This is a genomic window from Bacillus sp. FSL K6-0268, assembly GCF_038005425.1.
GTDB classification, from domain to species: domain Bacteria; phylum Bacillota; class Bacilli; order Bacillales; family Bacillaceae_G; genus Bacillus_A; species Bacillus_A thuringiensis_S.
The window spans coordinates 2696389-2716035 of the sequence record NZ_JBBOTF010000001.1 but is presented as its reverse complement, the minus strand read 5'-3'; the positions used below and the strand labels follow the sequence as shown (position 1 = coordinate 2716035).

The window sequence follows — 19647 nt, the reverse complement described above, 5'->3', positions numbered from 1 at the left end:
ATATGAAAAATGAGCTCCACGTAATCTCAAATGGCCATATGCCATTCGAAGAGTTAGTGAATGTAGCGATGCAAATTGAGAGTGAGATTGATTATTTGCATATTCGTGAGCGTGAGAAGAGTACGAAGGAATTATATGAAGGTGTGGAAAGTCTATTAATGGAGGGCTTTCCGGCTTCTAAAATTGTCATAAACGATCGAATTGATATCGCCATTTTATTAAATATTCCTCGTGTTCAACTAGGATATCGAAGTACAGATGTAAAGTCAGTGAAAGAAAAGTTTTCGTATTTGCATGTCGGTTATTCTGTGCATTCGCTAGATGAAGCAATAGTAGCTTTTAAAAATGGAGCGGATTCACTCGTTTATGGCCATGTATTTCCGACAGATTGTAAAAAAGGTGTGCCAGCGAGAGGGCTTGAAGAAATTTCAGACATTGCAAGGTGTTTATCTATACCGATTACAGCAATTGGAGGAATTACTCCTGAGAATACAAAGGATATTCTGGCAAGTGAAGTAAGTGGAATTGCTGTTATGTCTGGAATTTTAAGTAGTAGTAACCCGTATAGCAAAGCGAAGTCTTATAAGGAATCAATAAGAAAGTGGGCGGAAAAACATGTGTGAGAAGTATGATGTAGCGATTATTGGTGGTGGTGTAATTGGTAGTTCAGTTGCACATTTTCTAGCAGAAAGAGGACATAAAGTAGCGATTGTAGAGAAGCAAAAAATTGCATCGGAAGCTTCGAAAGCAGCTGCTGGTTTACTTGGTGTTCAAGCAGAATGGGATGCGTATGATCCGCTATTTGAACTTGCTAGAGAAAGCCGAGCTATATTTCCACAACTTGCAGCAGTTTTACGTGAAAAGACGGGTATTGATATTGGATATGAAGAAAAAGGAATTTATCGTATTGCTCAAAATGAAGATGAGAAGGAAAGAATTCTTCACATTATGGATTGGCAGCAGAAAATAGGTGAAGATTCTTATTTTCTAACGGGAGACCATGTGCGGGAAAAAGAGCCATATCTATCCGAATCTATTATAGGAGCAGTATATTATCCGAAAGACGGTCATGTTATTGCACCAGAGCTTACGAAAGCATTCGCACATTCTGCAGCGATTTCCGGTGCTGATATATATGAACAGACAGAAGTATTTGATATCCGTATTGAAAATAATAAAGTGACTGGAGTTATTACAAGTGAAGGTATTGTCACATGTGAGAAAGTCGTTATTGCAGGAGGTTCATGGAGCACGAAGTTACTCAGTTATTTTCACCGCGATTGGGGTACATATCCAGTTAAAGGAGAAGTGGTTGCGGTAAGAAGTAGAAAACAACTTTTAAAAGCACCTATTTTTCAAGAAAGATTTTACATTACTCCAAAGCGCGGTGGACGTTACGTAATTGGGGCAACAATGAAGCCACATACGTTCAATAAAACTGTGCAGCCAGAAAGTATAACTTCTATATTAGAGCGTGCTTATACAATATTGCCAGCTTTAAAAGAAGCAGAATGGGAAAGCACGTGGGCAGGATTAAGACCACAATCGAATCATGAAGCTCCTTATATGGGAGAGCATGAAGAAATAAAAGGTTTATATGCCTGCACGGGCCATTATCGAAACGGTATTTTATTAAGTCCTGTTTCTGGCCAATATATGGCTGATTTAATAGAAGGAAAGCAAGAGAATCATTTGCTAGATTCATTGCTTTCTAAAACGGTTTAGAAAGGGGATGGAAGTTTGAATTTGGAAATTAATGGTAATCAAATTGAAGTGCCAGAGAGTGTAAAAACAGTAGCCGAGCTACTTACACATTTAGAGCTAGATAACAGAATTGTTGTAGTAGAGCGTAATAAAGATATTTTACAAAAAGATGATCATACAGATACATCTGTTTTTGATGGAGACCAAATTGAGATTGTAACTTTCGTAGGAGGCGGTTGATTATGTTAAACATTGGACCATTTTCATTTCATTCTAGACTTTTATTAGGAACAGGTAAATTCCCTGATTTTGACGTGCAGCAAAAGGCAATTGACGTTTCTGAAGCTGAAATTTTAACGTTTGCAGTACGTCGTATGGATATCTTTGATGCAAAGCAACCTAATTTATTAGAGAAACTTGATGTGAAAAAATATACGTTATTACCAAATACAGCAGGGGCAAAAAACGCTGAAGAGGCTGTTCGTATTGCAAAATTAGCAAAAGCCTCTGGGCTTTGTGACATGATAAAGGTAGAAGTTATTGGTGATGATAGAACGTTATTACCTGATCCGGTAGAAACGTTAAAGGCATCTGAAATGTTACTAGAAGAAGGATTTATCGTACTTCCGTATACATCTGATGATGTTGTATTAGCACGTAAATTACAAGAGCTTGGCGTGCATGCGATTATGCCAGGAGCATCACCAATCGGTTCAGGGCTTGGTATTGTAAATCCATTAAATTTGAGCTTCATTATTGAACAAGCGACAGTACCAGTTATCGTTGATGCCGGTATTGGTAGTCCAGCTGATACGGCATTTGCAATGGAATTAGGAGCGGATGGTGTGTTATTAAATACGGCTGTGTCAGGAGCAAAAGATCCTATTAAAATGGCACAAGCAATGAAATTAAGTATTGAGGCAGGACGTTTAGGATTTGAAGCAGGTCGTATTGCACGTAAGCGTTGTGCAACTGCAAGTAGTCCTTTAGAAGGAATGAGCGTAGTTGAATAATCGATATTCTCGCCAAGAACTATTTTCTCCAATTGGAGAAGAAGGACAGCAAAAGATAAGAGAAAAGCATGTGCTTATTATCGGTGCAGGTGCATTAGGTAGTGCAAATGCAGAGATGTTTGTAAGAGCAGGTGTTGGCAAGATAACAATTGTTGATCGTGATTATGTAGATTGGAGTAATTTACAAAGACAACAATTGTATGCAGAGAGCGACGTAAAGAATAATCTTCCAAAAGCTATAGCGGCTAAAAAACGTTTAGAAGAGATTAATAGTGATGTAACAATAGAAGCTCTCGTTCAAGATGTAACAGCTGAAGAGCTAGAAGAACTTGTTATAAATGTTGATGTAATTATTGATGCGACTGATAATTTCGAAACGCGCTTTATTGTAAATGATATATCACAAAAATATTCTATTCCATGGATTTACGGTGCATGTGTAGGTAGTTACGGTCTTTCTTACACAATCCTTCCTAGTAAAACACCATGTTTATCATGTTTATTACAGTCGATTCCGCTTGGCGGGGCAACATGTGATACAGCGGGTATTATATCACCTGCTGTATCTCTTGTCGTTTCTCATCAAGTAACAGAAGCTCTTAAACTGTTAGTAGAAGATTACGAATCACTTCGAGATGGGCTTGTATCGTTTGATATGTGGAAGAATGAGTATTCATGTATGAATGTACAAAAACTTCGCCAGCATAATTGTCCTTCATGCGGAGAGAATGCATTATATCCGTATTTAAATAAAGAAAACACATCAAAAACAGCAGTTTTATGCGGGCGAAATACAGTTCAAATTAGACCACCTCATAAAGATGAAATGAATTTTGAACAATATAAAGAGTTGTTGGAAGGTCGTGTAAATGATTTGAATATAAATCCATATTTACTATCATTTTCTGTTGAAGACAAGAGGTTAGTAGCCTTTAAAGATGGCCGTGTGCTCGTACATGGAACGAAAGATATAAGCGAAGCAAAAACGATTTATCATCGCTATTTTGGATAGAAAAGGATGAGTGGGATGAAAGTGAATAAAGCTTTAACAATTGCAGGGTCTGATAGCGGCGGCGGTGCTGGAATTCAGGCAGATTTAAAAACATTCCAAGAGCTTGGTGTATACGGAATGACGGCTATTACGGCAATTACTGCTCAAAACACGCTTGGCGTTCAAGGGGTATATCCTGTTCCGTTAGAAGGTATTATAGAACAGCTGAATTCAATTGGTACGGATTTAACACCAGATGCAGTGAAACTAGGAATGTTATTTAGTAGTGAAATAATTCAAATTGTTGCAGAACAAATTAAAAAGTTTGGCTGGAATAATATTGTGCTAGATCCCGTTATGATTGCAAAAGGCGGTGCATCATTATTACAGCAAGAAGCAGTTCAAGCATTAAAAGAATATTTATTACCAGTAGCAACTGTTATAACACCGAATGTCCCAGAAGCAGAAGTGTTAACTGGGATGGAGATTCATAATATTGAAGATAGTAAGGAAGCTGCAAAAGTATTGCACGAATTAGGTGCTAAATATGTGCTTATGAAGGGCGGACATGCAGAATATCAAGGTAATGAAGTAATTGATTTCCTCTTTGATGGAGAAAAATTTATTGAGTTTAGAAGCGAGCGAATTCCTTCAAAGCAAACGCATGGAAGTGGGTGTACATTTGCTTCAGCGGTTACAGCAGGACTTGCGAAAGGATACTCAATTAAAGATGCTGTTCAAGAAGCAAAACGATTTATTAGTATAGCAATTGAAGAGCCATTGAATATTGGTAGTGGCCATGGGCCGACGAATCATTTTGCATATAAGTTGAGTATAACAAAAGCATAAAGAAATGAATTTTGAAGACAATTAAATCCTCTATCCCTTATATTTTCTAAGAGGATGGAGGGCTTGTTTTTTTCGAGGAGAAAATAGAAATAGCAGTAAAATATAACAGTTTAATAAAAAAATAGTGAAAGAATATATTGTTTTAAGCAAGGCTGAATTCATAGAACATAGATTATTCTTGAACGAAGCAAATAGATGAGACGAATATTTTCACTGCTACATTTATAAGATTGAAAAGTCTTTTATAAACACTAATAATTTGTACGTACTCCTTCATATTACTATCTGATAGTTACTCCACAGTTCCCCCTCGGAAACTATTTTATATATTTCATATCAACTGCCTGCTTTGTTCGATAATCTAAAAAACTAATATAGGTAAAAAAGGATGATATTTAAAATAATAGTAAAAAATGTAATTTATTTCTTTACTTTTAAAAGATGTTAATTTATTATTAAGTTGTTGCGAATTTTATTATTAATTTAGATTATTTAGAACAAATGATTATATTTGACTAGTATTTTCTCTGGGATTATTGGTGAAGTATAATTTATAACTAATAATCTATATATAATACTAATAAAACATAATGATAAAATTATTGAATGGGGGTTTATCATGAAAATGAAAAAAATGAAGACATTTATTGTTGGTGCGGCGACGTTAGGGATTATAGGTACTGGTGCTGTTTCAGCACAAGCCATGGGACTACAGCATATTTCTATGGGTTCTGGTGCCACTGTTTACATTCAAGGGTTTAACGAAGTTGGTCACAAAGGTACTGGTGCTTATGGTACAAACAAAAATAAAGTAGTGACGGGTGTTAAAGTAACTTTAAAAGAAGGCAGTTTTAATGAGTCAGCTAACAATTATGCCAAGAGAGGAGGATGGACAAAGAAATTATCAAAAGTCAATAATCCATTCAACACGGCTTATACAAACTATAGTTGGAGATACTAGTTTAGTCTTTTACAAAACTATTTCTAACAGTATGTACATTACTGTTAGAAATAGTTTCATTTATAAAGAATAACTTTATTATTAAACATGATAAAGACGTGAAGGATAATGAGTATAATGTCTAAAATAATAAAAAAATCATGGTTACCTCTTTTTTTTACATTCATTGTATTTGGGACTATTGCTGGCGGAATTTCGATGATTTTATCTGTAGAAGAACAGATGTCAAATAATATTAATAAAAATACGTATCGGATTTCTATTAACCAAAATGAAGTAGAAACAAATTTTACAAACCAAGACTTACTATCATGGTTAAATAAACAACGTGCCAATTTTACATTTTATAAGAATATACCGCAAGAAGCTAGTCGATTAAGCTTTTCAAATGAAAATACTTTTATGTATAGCGTGGAGAAGGGAAAAGCTTATATTAATGTTTGGAACAAAGATGATCAAGTTGTTAAAAATGGTAAAAAGTACTTTTACTTTGATGGTAGGGAGTATGAAGTAATTGGCTATATTGATACTTTTACTAATGTAGTAGCGAATCTTGAGTCGTCGTTAGAAGCAACCCCAAAAGAATCAATAAAGGGAGAGTATTTCTTGGATGCAGGAGGAAATAGTGAGTCCCTTATACAGGATTTATTAACTACTATACAAGAAACAGATAATACAATTACAATCTCTTATGAAAAGGTTAAGCAAACATGGATAAATAATCTATTAAACCAAAAATATGCGCTTTTTATATTTCTTGGAACTAGTGCGATGCTATTTGTATCAGGATTTACTATCGTGCTTTCATGGGTAGAAAAATATAAGCGTGAGATGTTTGTTAGGCGATTATCAGGTGCGGGAGAAACAAGTTTATTATTAAGAGTTTATACTAATATGCTAGTTATTCGAGTAATAGGGATCATAATTGGAAGCTCGATAACATTTCTGATTACTGATGTTTTCAACCTATTACCGTATAATACTGTATTTCGTTTGGAATCAATCGTTGTAGGTATCATACTATTCTTTCTTATGGATATATTTTACACGTTCCCGATGTTGTTTATCAATCAAAGGAAACAATTAATCAAGATAATGAGGTAGGAAGATGTCAACTCAATTAAAATATGCTCTTGAAGATATTTGGAGGAAAAAGCTTTATTTTATTTTGTTTTTTACTCAGATTATGATTATCACATTGTTAATTACGGAATGTTTCTCTTTAATGTATAAAAAGCAAGATGCGTTTAACTATTTATCTAAGACATTTGATATTTCTAATGTTTATTATGTATCACTTGCAGAAAAAGAAAAGTATGTAGGTGGCGAATATGAAGAAAGTATTATGAAAGATTTATATACATATGTCAATGAAAATGAGAAGTATACAATTTTTTCTGATATTGAAGATTATATAGAAATAAAGGGTATTCCACAAAATTCTCTTTCCGTTGAAATAGAGCAAGGACAAACTAAGGTTCAAGCCTATAAAAGTTTAGCTATTTCACATAGTTTTATAGATGTTTTTGATTTAGCTTTATCAAAGGGAGAATTTTTTGATTCCGATTGGGAGTATACAAGTAACGAGAGTATACCAGTTGTACTGGGGCATTCTTATCAAAAGTTTATGAATATCAATGATGAGTTTGTTAATATAGATAATTTAAAGTATAAGGTGGTTGGTTTTTTACAAGAAGGACAAAGTTTCGTTGATATATCATCCGGCAAAGGTGTTATAGAGCTGGATGACACGGTATTAATACCAATGGATGTTACAAAATTTGATGATATGTATGTGAATGGAAATTATGCATATGAAACCTATCTTGAAAATGCAACAATTATAACAAAGAATAAAAATGATATAACAGAACTTAGAAATATTACAGAAAAATCACGACTATATAATTATAACTTCAATAATGTAGGTGGCGTCTCAAAGTATATGGAGATGTCTACCAAAAAATCTGTAGGTGTATTTTTGTTTATATCAATATGGGTAATTATTTTTGCCTTTTCATTAGTTATTATTAATACATTAGAATTTGTTAGAAAAAATTTAAGAGAATTTAGTATTCATATTTTTTGTGGTGGAAACAGATCGGATATTGCATTAAGGATTTTTTTACAAATATTTATTGTTTGGATCCTTGCTTCTATTATTTCTGTGCTAGTATCCAATCAACCTTTCATAGTATTAGGGGTTTCAGGAGCGATTTTATTTCTTTGTTTAATAACATGTATTCCTAGCTTTATTAAACTTTTTAGTTTACAGATAAGTGACATATTAAGGAGAAAAGAATAAATGATTGAGCTGAATAATATTTCAAAAGTTTATAATAAATCGAAGGCCAATGAAGTGAAAGTTCTTCAAAATATTGAATTGAAAATAGAAAAAAGTAGTATGTTAGCGATCATGGGTCCATCAGGTTCAGGGAAATCTACATTGTTGAATATACTTGGTTGCTTAGATATCCCGAGTATGGGTACTTATAAGTTGTATAATCAAGAATTGCAATCTTTAAATCGAAGGAAATTAGCTACTATACGAAATGAGCACTTTGGTTTTGTTGTACAAGATTTTGCACTTATTGAGGACTACACTGTTATGAAAAATGTTGAAATTCCAATTCTATATAGTAAGGACAAAACTAATAAAAAAGAAAGAGTGCTATCAATACTTGAAAGGCTTGGTATGAAGGAAAAGGCATCTGAATATGCATATAATTTATCAGGTGGACAACGGCAACGTGTGGCAATTGCCCGAGCATTGATTAACAATCCAGATATTATTCTAGCTGATGAACCAACTGGAGCATTGGATCAAAGAACAGGTCAGCAAGTTTTAGACATTTTTAAAAGTATACATCAAGAACAGAAAAAAACTATTTTAATTGTAACCCATGATGATAGGGTTGCGAAACAGTGTGATGGAATAATAAATATAGTAGATGGAAAGGTTTACTAAAAAATATTGACTTGAAAATTTTTTATAGGTTTTTCAAAGGTGGAAGGGATGGTAGATAATGAGGAAAAATGAGCCATATGAATCTAAAAAAAGAATACAAGGAAGTTGGATTCTACCCTTAATAATAGTTATATTGATTCTCTTGTTACGCCACTTTATGTTTACTCCTGTAGTAGTTGAGGGAAGCTCAATGATGTCAACTCTTCAGGACGGAGATAGAATGGTAGCGAATAAAATTGGATACAAATTAAATGGTCTAGAACGATTTGATATTTCTGTATTCAAGCATAAAGATGGAACGAATTATATAAAGCGTATTATAGGCCTTCCAGGGGATTATATTGAATATAAAAATGACCAGCTATATATAAATGGTAAAAAATATAGTGAGGCTTATTTGGAGAGTCAAAAGAAAGATTTGGAAAGGGAGGAGTTACTTACTGATGACTTTAATATAAAAACATTGCCATCAACTCTTAGTCCTATAGTTCCAGAGGGGCATTATTTTGTATTAGGAGACAATCGCCGTGGTAGTAAAGATAGTCGCGATATTGGTTTTATACCGGCAAATAATATTATTGGAAAAGCAAATGTTGTTTATTGGCCTTTGAATGAGATGAAAATTGTTAAATAAAAAACATGGGTTAATGAATTGGATGATAAGTTACATTATAGGCTAACGGCTATCGTAGGATTAAGAAAATAAATAAAATCAGTTTGTTTACCTATTGTAATTCTCTTGCTACACTTGCAAAAAAATTAAAGGAAGAATATTTTTGAGTTTTTTTGCAAGTGTAGTTTAGATTGTGAGTATATAATATTCTTGAAGTTATATATTATATCGTTATAATAAAATACGATATATTTAGAGGCGGATATTACCTTACGTGCAGAATTTTTGTAAGTTGCATTCGCGGGATAAATTTTGAAAGAAAGAGAGAGTAAATGTTAAGTACACCTAAGATAGGTGCTTATATACATTTGCTTTTTTGTATGTAAAATATCATTTCTGTGAAAAAAGAAATGATAAGAAAACAGATGAAAGGGTATTAAAAATACATATTATAAGCGTTTAAATAATGAGATGTTTTCTTATTCTAGGTAATTTACCTATTTACAAGTGAAATATAGAGGCGTATATTTACTTTCATAAATCATTCTTGAAAATTTTCAAAAAATCCTAAAATCGCTGAATTCCAAAAATGGAGCGGAGGAACCAATTTGTGCAGTGTCACTCGGGGTGAATCTTTCAAGTTTGAAAGTAGGGCTACTCTCAAAGTCCGAATCCGACAGCTAACTTCGTAAGCGTCTTGAGAGAGGACGGTGCCATGATGGATACATCACTTCATCGATCTGATTAGTATAGGGGAATATCAATCTATGTTTGATTTCTTTTATACTAAGGAGGATGAGGTACATGGAACTAACACTTATTTGTGTTGGAGAAGAAAGTAAGGTAGATAGTTTAAGAGATCTAGTATCATTTCAACATGAGTTAATTATTTTTACGGCAAATGAAGAGATAGCGGCTGAAGTTAGGAATTGTGGGTTTGATTGGACTTATAGTTGCAGTAAGGAGCAGGACTTTACTAGTATTTGTGAGTGTATTAAGAAGGTGATTTTACTAGGAGATGAGCTTCCAATCGTTAGTTTCTTCACAGAACACATTCGCTTTTCTTTTCAAGCACCTATTACTGTTGTTACAAGGAATAAACGATATCCAGCGAGGCTCTATGAAACAATTGGAGCTAAATTTGTCGTGTTTACGAATTGTGATAATATTTCTTTTTTATTTTTTGAATAGGGTGGAGGAAAAGAAGATGAAAGTGTTGTTACTAGGAGATATAGCGAATCGTTGGGCGGTATCAGTAGAGCGAGTTCAAGAATTGGTGGTGCTGGATCCTATTTTTCCAAGGCCCTATATCATATTGCCATCGAAAGACGCTTTATATTTAAAAACAGATGTTATCGAATATGAGCAGCTACATGCAGAATTGTCACAAGTTTATATTCGCGGGAGAAATTTACGTGCTTTTTTACGAGGAGAATAAATAGTGAAATAAAAAGAGCGAATGCTAAGTGCAACAAGCTATGCACTTTATGTCATTCGCTCTTTTTATTTCGTATCGAAAAGATCATTTCTGTGAAAATGAAAGAAAAGACGAGTAAATAGATGAAAGAATATTAATAATACTCAATGTAAGCGTTTAAATAGATGGATATTTTCTTATTTTCAGTAATTTACCCCTTTACAAGTGAAATATAGAGGAGTATATTTACTCTCATAAATCATTCATAAAATTTCCAAAAAAACCTAAAATCGCTGAGTTCCAGAAATGGAGCGGGGGAACCAATTTTGTGCATCGTCACTTGGGGTGAATCTTTCAGTTTTGAAAGTAGGGCTACTCTTTAGGCCCGAATCCGACAGCTAACCTCGTAAGCGTTTAGAGAGGAGGTTTACTTTTTGTTGTTCATTTTTTGAACACTGAGTAGAGCTCAGTGTTCTTTTTTAATATTTGAATGGTAAATTTTAACAAAATGAAGAGAGGGATAGTTATGTTAGATGTTGTAATGGTCGGGATTTTTATTTTATTAGTTGCATCGATGGCAAGTCTTGCAAGTTGGTCAGATAAAGTTGTGAAAGAAGGAAAGCAATCATGATGATTGTCTTATCGGTTATAGTCGCAGCAATTACAGTGTATTTAGTGTATGCATTATTAAATCCAGAGAAGTTTTAATTAGGGGGAATCATTCATTATGATTTGGGTTGCAGTCATTATTACAATGCTCTTGTTTATTTTAGTAGCAAAGCCAACGGGGATTTATTTAGAGAAAGCTTTTCAAGGTAGCAAAACGCTAGATAAAGTATTCGGGCCTTTTGAAAAACTTATTTTTAAAATTACAGGTGTAAAAGCATACAATCAAACGTGGAAACAGTACGCATTATCATTAGTTTTACTCAATGGATTTATGATTGTTGTCGTATATTTCATTTTCAGATTACAAGGTGTGTTGCCGCTAAATCCAGCACATATTGAAGGAATGGAGCCTACGCTCGCTTTTAATACAGCAATTAGTTTTATGGCTGATACAAACTTACAGCATTATAGCGGTGAAAATGGTTTATCTTATTTATCACAATTAATCGGAATTACATTTTTAATGTTTGCGGCACCAGCAACGACATTAGCACTCGTTATGGCATTTATAAGAGGGCTCGCTGGAAAAGAACTTGGTAACTTTTTCGTTGATTTTACGAGAGCGTTAACGAGAGTTTTTCTTCCTATCGCATTTATTGCGGCGCTAGTCTTTGTCGCACTTGGTGTACCACAAACGTTAGACGGGGCCGTTACAGCACAAACGATTGATGGCGCGAAACAAAGTATATTACGTGGGCCAGTTGCATCATTCGTTTCCATTAAGGAACTTGGAAATAACGGCGGTGGATTTTTCGGAGCAAACTCTACGCATCCTTTTGAAAATCCAGGACAAATGAGTAATATTTTGCAAATGATGCTTATGATGTTATTACCAACAGCACTTCCATTTACGTACGGACGAATGGTAGGAAATAAAAAACAAGGTCGCATCCTTTTCGTTTCACTTTTTATGGTGTTTTTACTAGGATTTATAACAATTACGACATCTGAACTAAACGGGAATCCGGCATTAAATGGAATGGGTATCGAACATGTACAAGGAAGTACAGAAGGGAAAGAAGTACGATTTGGAACGGTATTTTCTTCACTATACGCAACGGTAACGACAGCTGCTGAAACAGGCGCCGTTAATACGATGCATGATACGTTAACACCAATTGGCGGTTTAGTTCCACTTGTAAATATGATGTTAAACACAGTATATGGCGGCGTTGGAGCAGGTTTTGTAAATATTATTATGTATGCAATTATTGCAGTGTTTATATCTGGGTTAATGGTTGGACGGACACCAGAGTTTTTAGGTAAAAAGATTGAAGGTAAGGAAATGAAATTAATTGCGGTCACGATTTTATTTCATCCATTGCTCATTTTAGGCTTTTCGGCATTAGCTCTTTCAACAAATTTAGGGACGGATGCTATTTCTCATTCCGGTTTCCACGGTTTAACGCAAGTTGTATATGAATATACATCGTCAGCTGCGAATAACGGATCTGGATTTGAAGGATTAGGAGATAATACACCGTTTTGGAATATTACGACTGGTTTAGTTATGTTTTTAGGACGTTACTTCAGTTTAATTACGATGCTAGCTGTGGCAGCTTCGTTGAAAGAAAAAACGGTAGTGCCAGAAACAGTCGGAACGTTCCGTACAGATAATAGTTTATTTGGTGGTATCTTTATCGGAACAATTGTAATTGTTGGTGCATTAACATTCTTCCCGATGTTAGTACTCGGACCAATTGCAGAATTTCTTACATTGAAGTAATGGAGGGTAAATGATGAGACCGGTAGTAGTAAAAGAAAAACAATTAAATGAGTCACAAATACATGCTGTAGAAGATGAAGTTAGACAAGCGAAAACGATGGATCGTGATATCGTAACACATGCGATGAAGCAATCCATTGCGAAATTGAATCCGAAAGTCATGATAAAGAATCCGATTATGTTCGTTGTGGAAATTGGATTTATCATTACGTTCATTTTATCTTTTCTTCCAAGTAGTTCTAGTAGTATACCAGGTTGGTTTAATATAACAGTTTCTCTCATTCTATTATTTACAGTTTTATTTGCGAATTTTGCAGAAGCATTAGCAGAAGGTCGTGGTAAAGCGCAAGCCGATTCTTTAAAGCAGTCGAAGAAAGATGTGTTTGCAAATGTTGTAAAAGAAAATGGAGACATTGTCCAAGTTTCAGCAACTGATCTTACAAAAGGTGACGTTGTTATCGTAAAACAAGGAGAAATGATTCCGAATGATGGCGAAGTAATCAAAGGATTAGCATCTGTAGATGAATCTGCAATTACAGGGGAATCAGCTCCTGTAATAAAAGAAGCGGGCGGCGATTTTTGTTCCGTAACAGGCGGGACGATGGTCGTAAGTGATGAGATTACAATTGTCATTACGAGTAATCCTGGTGAATCATTTATTGATAAAATGATTTCGTTAGTAGAAGGAGCTGCTCGTCAAAAAACGCCGAATGAGATTGCTTTAAATACAGTATTAACGAGTTTAACGCTTATTTTCTTAATCGTTGTTGTGACGTTGCCGATTTTTACAAACTATTTAGGATTTCAAATTGATACAGCTGTACTTGTAGCGTTGTTAGTTTGTTTAATTCCAACGACAATTGGTGGTTTATTATCAGCAATTGGTATTGCCGGGATGGACCGCGTGACAAAGTTCAATGTGTTAGCGATGTCGGGTAAAGCAGTAGAAGCTGCGGGTGATATTAATACAATCATTTTAGATAAAACAGGTACGATTACTTTCGGGAACCGAATGGCACATACATTGCTTCCTGTAGGAAATGAGACGATTGAGCAAGTAGGGAAATGGGCCGCGATTAGTTCAGTTTTAGATGAAACACCAGAAGGTCGATCAGTTATAGAATATGTAAAAACGAAAGCTATATCATATAATCGAGAAATTGCAGAGCAAGGTGATTTTGTTCCGTTCAAAGCAGAAACGAGAATGAGTGGTGTGGATTTACAGGACGGAACGAAAGTGAGAAAAGGTGCTGTAGGTAGCGTAATTGAATGGGTTAGGTCACAAGGTGGAACGATTCCGAAAGATGTAAATCAAAAAGCCGATTCCATTTCCAAAGAGGGCGGGACACCACTTGTAGTTGCAGTGGATAATCGTATTTACGGTTTAATTTATTTAAAGGATACAGTAAAGCCAGGTATGCGTGAGCGTTTTGAACAATTGCGCCAAATGGGGATTAAAACGGTTATGTGTACAGGTGATAACCCGTTAACAGCAGCAACAATTGCAAAAGAAGCAGGGGTAGATGAGTTTGTTGCTGAGTGTAAGCCAGAAGATAAAATTGCGGTTATTAAAGCAGAGCAAGATAAAGGGAAACTTGTAGCGATGACAGGTGATGGTACAAATGATGCGCCGGCATTAGCGCAGGCTGACGTTGGATTAGCGATGAATAGTGGTACGACAGCTGCGAAAGAAGCAGCGAATATGATTGATTTAGATTCGAACCCGACAAAAATTATTGAGGTTGTAGGGATTGGTAAGCAATTGTTAATGACGCGTGGTGCGTTAACGACGTTTAGTATTGCGAACGATATTGCAAAATATTTTGCAATCATTCCAGCGATGTTTACACTTGCGATTCCGCAAATGGAGGCATTAAACATTATGAAACTAACATCACCACTGTCAGCGATTTTATCAGCATTACTATTTAACGCTGTTATTATTCCATTACTCATTCCATTAGCGATGAAAGGTATCGCATATAAACCAATGAGTTCGAATGCACTACTTGGCCGAAACCTACTTATTTATGGACTTGGCGGAGTGATTGTACCATTCATTGGAATTAAAGTAATTGATATAATTGTCGGCTTGTTTATATAAGGAAGAGGGGAAAAAGATGGAGAAGAAACAAAGTATACTATCAACAATTATCCGTATTACTTTTACATTTCTAGTGTTGTGCGGGCTTGTATATCCGCTTATTGTTACTGGTATTGCACAAGCAGTAATGAAGGATAATGCGGATGGAAGTCTAATATATAATGATAAAAATGAAGTGATTGGTTCTAAATTAATTGGTCAAAACTTCACGGATCCACGTTATTTTCAAGGGCGTGTTTCTAGTATTGAATATAAGGCTGAAGCATCTGGTTCAAATAACTATGCACCATCTAATCCAGATTTAGAGAAACGAGTAGAGAAAAGTATTGAAGAGTGGAAGAAACAAAATCGGGCTGTTCCGGTAACAGAAGTGCCGATTGATCTAGTGACGAATTCAGGTTCAGGGCTAGATCCTGATATTAGTCCGCAGGCAGCTTCTGTGCAGGTGGATCGTATCTCTAAATTAACGAATATTCCGAAAGAAACGCTAAATCAGTTGATTAAAGATCAAACAGAAGGTGCTGCACTTGGCTTATTTGGAGAGAACCGCGTAAACGTTTTAAAGTTAAATTTAGAATTGCAGAAACTACTGAAATAGAAACAACGCTACCTCAATCTAACGGATTGAGGTAGCGTTGTTTCGAAAGAAAGGTTGTGAGTGTTTTGTATGCGGATGACTATAAACCAACTTTTCAAAGGCGAACACCAGAAGAGTATTTAGAATATATTCGTCAGCAAAACCGCGGGAAGTTAAAGTTATATGTAGGAGCGGCTCCAGGAGTAGGAAAAAGTTATAAAATGCTCTTTGATGCAAGAGAAATGAAAAAGGATGGTACGGATATTGTAATTGGTTTAATTGAAACGCACGGTAGAAAAGAGACGGAAGAAGCAATTGCTGATTTAGAAAAAGTTCCTTTAAAAGAAATAGAGTATAAAGGGAAAGTATTTTATGAACTCGATGTGGAAGGAATTATAAAACGTGCACCGCAAGTCGTTGTTGTGGATGAACTTGCGCATAGCAATATTCCTGGATCTAAAAATAAGAAACGTTATATGGATGTACAGGAATTGCTAGATGCCGGTATATCCGTCTTATCAGCTTTTAATATTCAACATTTAGAAAGTGTTCATGACATTGTTGCTCAAATTACGAATGTTAAAGTGCGAGAACGTATTCCAGATTTTATTTTACAAAAAGCAAATGAAATTCAGCTCGTTGATGCAACGCCGGAAGTATTAAGGAAGAGGTTAATAGATGGAAAGATATATAAGGAAGAAAAAATAGAGCAAAGCTTACAAAATTTCTTTACGCTTAATAATTTAGGGGCACTAAGAGAATTATCACTTCGGGAAGTGGCAGATGATATGGACGAGAAAATTAGCCAAACAGTAATAGAACCGATTGGTGTAAAAGAAAAAATTCTTGTTTGTGTACAATACAGTTCGACAGCGGAGAAATTAATACGACGGGGATGGCGCATGGCTGATCGGTTAAATGCTGAATTGTACGTATTAAACGTTGAGAGGGAAAATATAGATTCTATTTCAGCTGGGAAAAAGCAGACGATTGAAGAGTGGAAGTCGTTAACGAATCAATTTGATGCGAGTTTTGTTTTAGAAGAGGCAAAAGGAAGAAAGCCAGCGGATGTTATTATTGAAGTTGCGAAAAGACTACAAGTAACGCAGATTTTACTCGGACAATCAGCAAGAACAAGGTGGGAAGAAATTCGAAAAGGTTCAATTGTAAATGAAATTATGAGAGAAACGAAGTATATTGATATTCATATCGTTGCAGATCAAAGAGTTTAGAATAGAGACCATCTATAGGTCTCTATTTTGCTTTTTGTACAGCCTGAAAACGTAGCATTTTCATTGCGCATAAAATGATAAATAGAAATGTAATTGCACCTAGGAAGAAAATCCAAAAGTAATTTTGATTAAATACAAGAAATCCACCTACAAGTGGCCCTGTGCCCATACCGAGATAGCGTATGAAGTTATACATACCGATGGCTGTTGCGCGTTCTTGTACGAATTCCTCCGTTAATAAAGTAGTGTGAGTTGGCATAGAAAGTCCCATACTAAAACCGTATAAAGATGTAACGATAATGATGAATGAGATATTGATGCTATATGTGAAAGAGAATAAAGTGACACATATAATATTGAAGAAACTAGTGATGAATAAAGCTTGCTTTGTTGTGAGGCGTTTTTGCAAAAGCTTGTAGCAATAACTTCCTAGCATGATAGAAAGAGACATTGGTACAAACATAAGACCAATTGCATTTGCAGCTAAATGAAATGAATTTGCTAAAATGCTCGGTAAAAAAACGAGAAAGCAAAAGTAAATACAAAATTGAATGAAGCCAATAAGAGTAATAGAAAATCCAGTTTTATTTTTTAAGATAAGAGAGTAATTCTTTTGTTCTTTAGACCGCTTAATTACATTTGGCTTTGTTTCTGGAAGTAGTGAAATGTTTATAATTAATAAGATAATGCCAAGTGTAGATAAAAAGAGAAATACAGATAAGTGACCATGTATACTGCCAAGATAACCACCTATGAGTGGAGCCATTGCAGGTGCGAGAGCAAGTAACATTTGATACAGGCTCATCGCTTCTCCGCGTTCTTTTCCTTCAAATAAATCGCCGATAATCGTTGCTGAAACTACAGGTATAGCCGCTATTCCTATAGCTTGAACAGCTCTAAAAAAGAGAAATAAATAAATGTTTGCCGAAAAAGCACATCCGATTGAACCAATTGTACTAATGACTAAACTAGGGATAAGGACAGATTTTCTCCCTTTTGTATCAATTAAAGGTCCATATACGAGCTGCATAATTGCAAGAACGAATGTGAAAAGTGAAACTGTTACATTTACAAGATAAAGAGAAGTGTGAAAAGAATTTTGAATCATCGGTAAGATAGGTGTGTAAATATTTTGAGCGAAGGAACCGAGTAAGGCACTCATACAGACAACATATAAAATGAAAGTTAGTTTAGATTTTTTCATCTTGTTAACCTCCTTGTATTTTAGTTTCCTTGGAAACTAAATTTATTTTAACATGATTTTCTCACTTGTAAAGATGAAAAAATAATTTTAAAATGGTATATAGTTAAATTGTTTCTTTGGAAACTTAGGAGGCGAACGGATTGAAGCATACAACGAAGCAAATGGAAATACTGTCGGACATTCGTACACTTTTGCATAAAAAAGAAGAACATTTAAAACGACAAAACGAGAAGTTTTTTTATGAGACAGGTGTAAGTAGTATGTCTTTATCTGAGTTACATGTAATCGAATGTATCGGAAAAAATGGTTTGATGAATGTAACGGCAATCACGATAGAAATGGGCATGACGAAGGGAGCGATCTCTAAAATTTGTACAAAGTTGTTTCAAAAGCAATTCGTTGAGAAGATGCAAATGTTAGATAATCAAAAAGAAATCTTCTTCCGCTTAACGGAAAGTGGGAATGAAATATATATAGCTCATGAAAAATTGCATAAGCAAGCTGAAGAAAAGTGGCTGTTACTTTTAGATGGTTATACGAAAGCAGAGCAAGACTTTATTCAAAGGTTTATAAAGGATGTCTCAGATCATTTGGAAATATAATTGGAAGAAAAAACTCCTTTTTCTCAAGTCTTTTGAATATAATTTCTGAAAGAACTCATATATAATAGAAAAAGATACTTAACATGGTGAATAATTAAAGAGTCAATATATATAGAGGAGAGAGTAACATGCTTGAAAATACGGGGTTAGTATTAGAAGGCGGTGGTATGCGTGGTGTATATACGGGCGGGATATTAGAATATTTTATGGAACAAGATTTATATTTTCCATATGTAATCGGTGTATCAGCTGGTGCTTGTCATGCAGCGTCGTATCTTTCCAGACAAAGAAATAGAAATAAAACAGTAAATATTGATTATGCATCACACCCGCAATATTTATCGTATAAAAACTTATGGAGAAAACGCCAATTATTTGATATGGAGTTCATTTTTCATGAGATTCCAGAAAAGCATGTACCGTTTGATTTTGAAACATACTTTAATAGTCCAGAGCGTTTCCTTGTAGGCACAACAGATTGTGAAACAGGACAGTCTGTTTATTTTGAAAAAGAGGGGACAAATGATGATGCACTAAATTTATTACAAGCATCTAGTTCATTACCTTTCATTGCACCTGTAGTAAATTACCGTGGTAAGCAGTTATTAGATGGAGGAATTTCTGATCCGATTCCAGTTCGTAAAGCGCAAGAAGATGGATTTAAAAAATCAGTCGTTATTTTAACGAGAAATCACGGTTACGCGAAGAAAAAATCAAAGTTTGGATGGATTGCAGCGAAAGCGTATAAAAAATATCCGAACCTTGTTAACACGATGCTGAAGCGTTATGAAGTGTATAATGAAACGCTTCACTACATTGAAAAAGAAGAGCAAGCGGGTAATTTATTTGTTATTCGCCCAGAAGTGCCGCTTCAAGTAGATCGTATGGAAAAAGATACAGCAAAACTACAAAATTTATACGAGCAAGGCTATGAAGATGCAAAGAGACAGTTTGCAGATTTACAGTCGTTTTTACAAAAATAATGATTAGGCTGCGGAGAAGAATTTCTCTGCAGTC

The 19647-nt window shown here is 34.8% G+C and carries 22 protein-coding genes and 2 riboswitches; of the genes, 21 read left to right on the top strand and 1 reads right to left on the bottom strand.

Translation table 11 applies throughout. From position 1 onward, the window contains the following. Positions 1–2: 2 nt before the first annotated feature. The 19 genes from tenI to kdpDN all read left to right on the top strand — a co-directional run bounded on the left by tenI (position 3) and on the right by kdpDN (position 16824). A complete protein-coding gene (tenI, locus tag MHI28_RS14035) occupies positions 3–623 on the top strand; it encodes a thiazole tautomerase TenI (protein ID WP_000787168.1) in 621 nt (206 codons plus the stop codon). Further along, positions 616–1725: a glycine oxidase ThiO gene (gene thiO / locus MHI28_RS14030; RefSeq protein ID WP_000333297.1), complete on the top strand. Its 1110-nt coding sequence runs from the start codon at positions 616–618 to the stop codon at positions 1723–1725. Before tenI ends, thiO begins: the two co-directional genes overlap by 8 nt. A 15-nt stretch (positions 1726–1740) precedes the next feature. Further along, entirely contained in the window at positions 1741–1944 is a 204-nt protein-coding gene (gene thiS / locus MHI28_RS14025) for a sulfur carrier protein ThiS (protein WP_086413674.1), read from the top strand. A gap of 2 nt (positions 1945–1946) precedes the next feature. Further along, on the top strand, positions 1947–2717 hold the full coding sequence (thiG, locus tag MHI28_RS14020; RefSeq protein ID WP_000931984.1) for a thiazole synthase: 771 nt from the start codon (positions 1947–1949) through the stop codon (positions 2715–2717). After that, complete coding sequence (gene thiF / locus MHI28_RS14015; RefSeq protein ID WP_001065417.1) at positions 2710–3729, top strand: thiazole biosynthesis adenylyltransferase ThiF; 1020 nt, start codon at positions 2710–2712, stop codon at positions 3727–3729. The genes thiG and thiF overlap by 8 nt, the downstream gene beginning before the upstream one ends. A 6-nt stretch (positions 3730–3735) precedes the next feature. Further along, the gene (gene thiD, locus MHI28_RS14010; protein ID WP_139788928.1) at positions 3736–4557 is read left to right on the top strand and encodes a bifunctional hydroxymethylpyrimidine kinase/phosphomethylpyrimidine kinase; all 822 of its coding nucleotides are present in this window, start codon (positions 3736–3738) and stop codon (positions 4555–4557) included. Between the two features lie 619 nt (positions 4558–5176). Beyond that, complete coding sequence (locus MHI28_RS14005; RefSeq protein WP_000782480.1) at positions 5177–5518, top strand: hypothetical protein; 342 nt, start codon at positions 5177–5179, stop codon at positions 5516–5518. A 117-nt stretch (positions 5519–5635) separates the two neighbouring features. Further along, a complete protein-coding gene (locus MHI28_RS14000) occupies positions 5636–6622 on the top strand; it encodes an ABC transporter permease (RefSeq protein WP_086413675.1) in 987 nt (328 codons plus the stop codon). Positions 6623–6626: 4 nt separating this feature from the next. After that, positions 6627–7823 (top strand): ABC transporter permease, encoded by a 1197-nt coding sequence (locus MHI28_RS13995; protein ID WP_000107176.1) that lies wholly within the window; start codon positions 6627–6629, stop codon positions 7821–7823. Continuing rightward, positions 7824–8486 (top strand): ABC transporter ATP-binding protein, encoded by a 663-nt coding sequence (locus MHI28_RS13990; protein WP_044783323.1) that lies wholly within the window; start codon positions 7824–7826, stop codon positions 8484–8486. A 58-nt stretch (positions 8487–8544) separates the two neighbouring features. Further along, on the top strand, positions 8545–9120 hold the full coding sequence (gene lepB / locus MHI28_RS13985) for a signal peptidase I (RefSeq protein ID WP_001230619.1): 576 nt from the start codon (positions 8545–8547) through the stop codon (positions 9118–9120). 543 nt (positions 9121–9663) lie between these two features. Continuing rightward, positions 9664–9810: riboswitch (cyclic di-AMP (ydaO/yuaA leader) on the top strand. 93 nt (positions 9811–9903) lie between these two features. Then, a complete protein-coding gene (locus MHI28_RS13980; RefSeq protein ID WP_000424067.1) occupies positions 9904–10290 on the top strand; it encodes a hypothetical protein in 387 nt (128 codons plus the stop codon). 16 nt (positions 10291–10306) lie between these two features. Beyond that, a complete protein-coding gene (locus MHI28_RS13975) occupies positions 10307–10537 on the top strand; it encodes a hypothetical protein (protein WP_000866315.1) in 231 nt (76 codons plus the stop codon). A 260-nt stretch (positions 10538–10797) separates the two neighbouring features. Beyond that, a riboswitch (cyclic di-AMP (ydaO/yuaA leader) is annotated at positions 10798–10943 on the top strand. Positions 10944–11042: 99 nt separating this feature from the next. Beyond that, a complete protein-coding gene (locus MHI28_RS13970) occupies positions 11043–11147 on the top strand; it encodes a SipW-dependent-type signal peptide-containing protein (RefSeq protein ID WP_000887894.1) in 105 nt (34 codons plus the stop codon). After that, on the top strand, positions 11144–11224 hold the full coding sequence (kdpF, locus tag MHI28_RS13965) for a K(+)-transporting ATPase subunit F (RefSeq protein ID WP_000973728.1): 81 nt from the start codon (positions 11144–11146) through the stop codon (positions 11222–11224). The genes MHI28_RS13970 and kdpF overlap by 4 nt, the downstream gene beginning before the upstream one ends. Positions 11225–11243: 19 nt before the next feature. Further along, complete coding sequence (kdpA, locus tag MHI28_RS13960) at positions 11244–12911, top strand: potassium-transporting ATPase subunit KdpA (protein WP_000638328.1); 1668 nt, start codon at positions 11244–11246, stop codon at positions 12909–12911. A gap of 13 nt (positions 12912–12924) precedes the next feature. Next, a complete protein-coding gene (gene kdpB, locus MHI28_RS13955; RefSeq protein WP_001247991.1) occupies positions 12925–15015 on the top strand; it encodes a potassium-transporting ATPase subunit KdpB in 2091 nt (696 codons plus the stop codon). Positions 15016–15031: 16 nt separating this feature from the next. Beyond that, positions 15032–15613: a K(+)-transporting ATPase subunit C gene (kdpC, locus tag MHI28_RS13950; protein ID WP_000412615.1), complete on the top strand. Its 582-nt coding sequence runs from the start codon at positions 15032–15034 to the stop codon at positions 15611–15613. 56 nt (positions 15614–15669) lie between these two features. Continuing rightward, entirely contained in the window at positions 15670–16824 is a 1155-nt protein-coding gene (gene kdpDN, locus MHI28_RS13945; protein WP_074790778.1) for a KdpD-like non-kinase potassium sensor, read from the top strand. Between the two features lie 22 nt (positions 16825–16846). On the opposite strand, the gene MHI28_RS13940 is transcribed toward kdpDN, so the two are convergent. Further along, a complete protein-coding gene (locus MHI28_RS13940; RefSeq protein WP_000748740.1) occupies positions 16847–18028 on the bottom strand; it encodes an MFS transporter in 1182 nt (393 codons plus the stop codon). Between the two features lie 140 nt (positions 18029–18168). Here MHI28_RS13940 and MHI28_RS13935 point away from each other — a divergent pair, with 140 nt between their 5' ends. Then, complete coding sequence (locus tag MHI28_RS13935) at positions 18169–18630, top strand: MarR family transcriptional regulator (protein WP_000683325.1); 462 nt, start codon at positions 18169–18171, stop codon at positions 18628–18630. Between the two features lie 128 nt (positions 18631–18758). After that, positions 18759–19613 carry a patatin-like phospholipase family protein gene (locus MHI28_RS13930; protein ID WP_044783321.1) on the top strand — a complete coding sequence of 285 codons (855 nt, stop codon included), beginning with the start codon at positions 18759–18761 and terminating at the stop codon, positions 19611–19613. Positions 19614–19647: the final 34 nt, after the last annotated feature.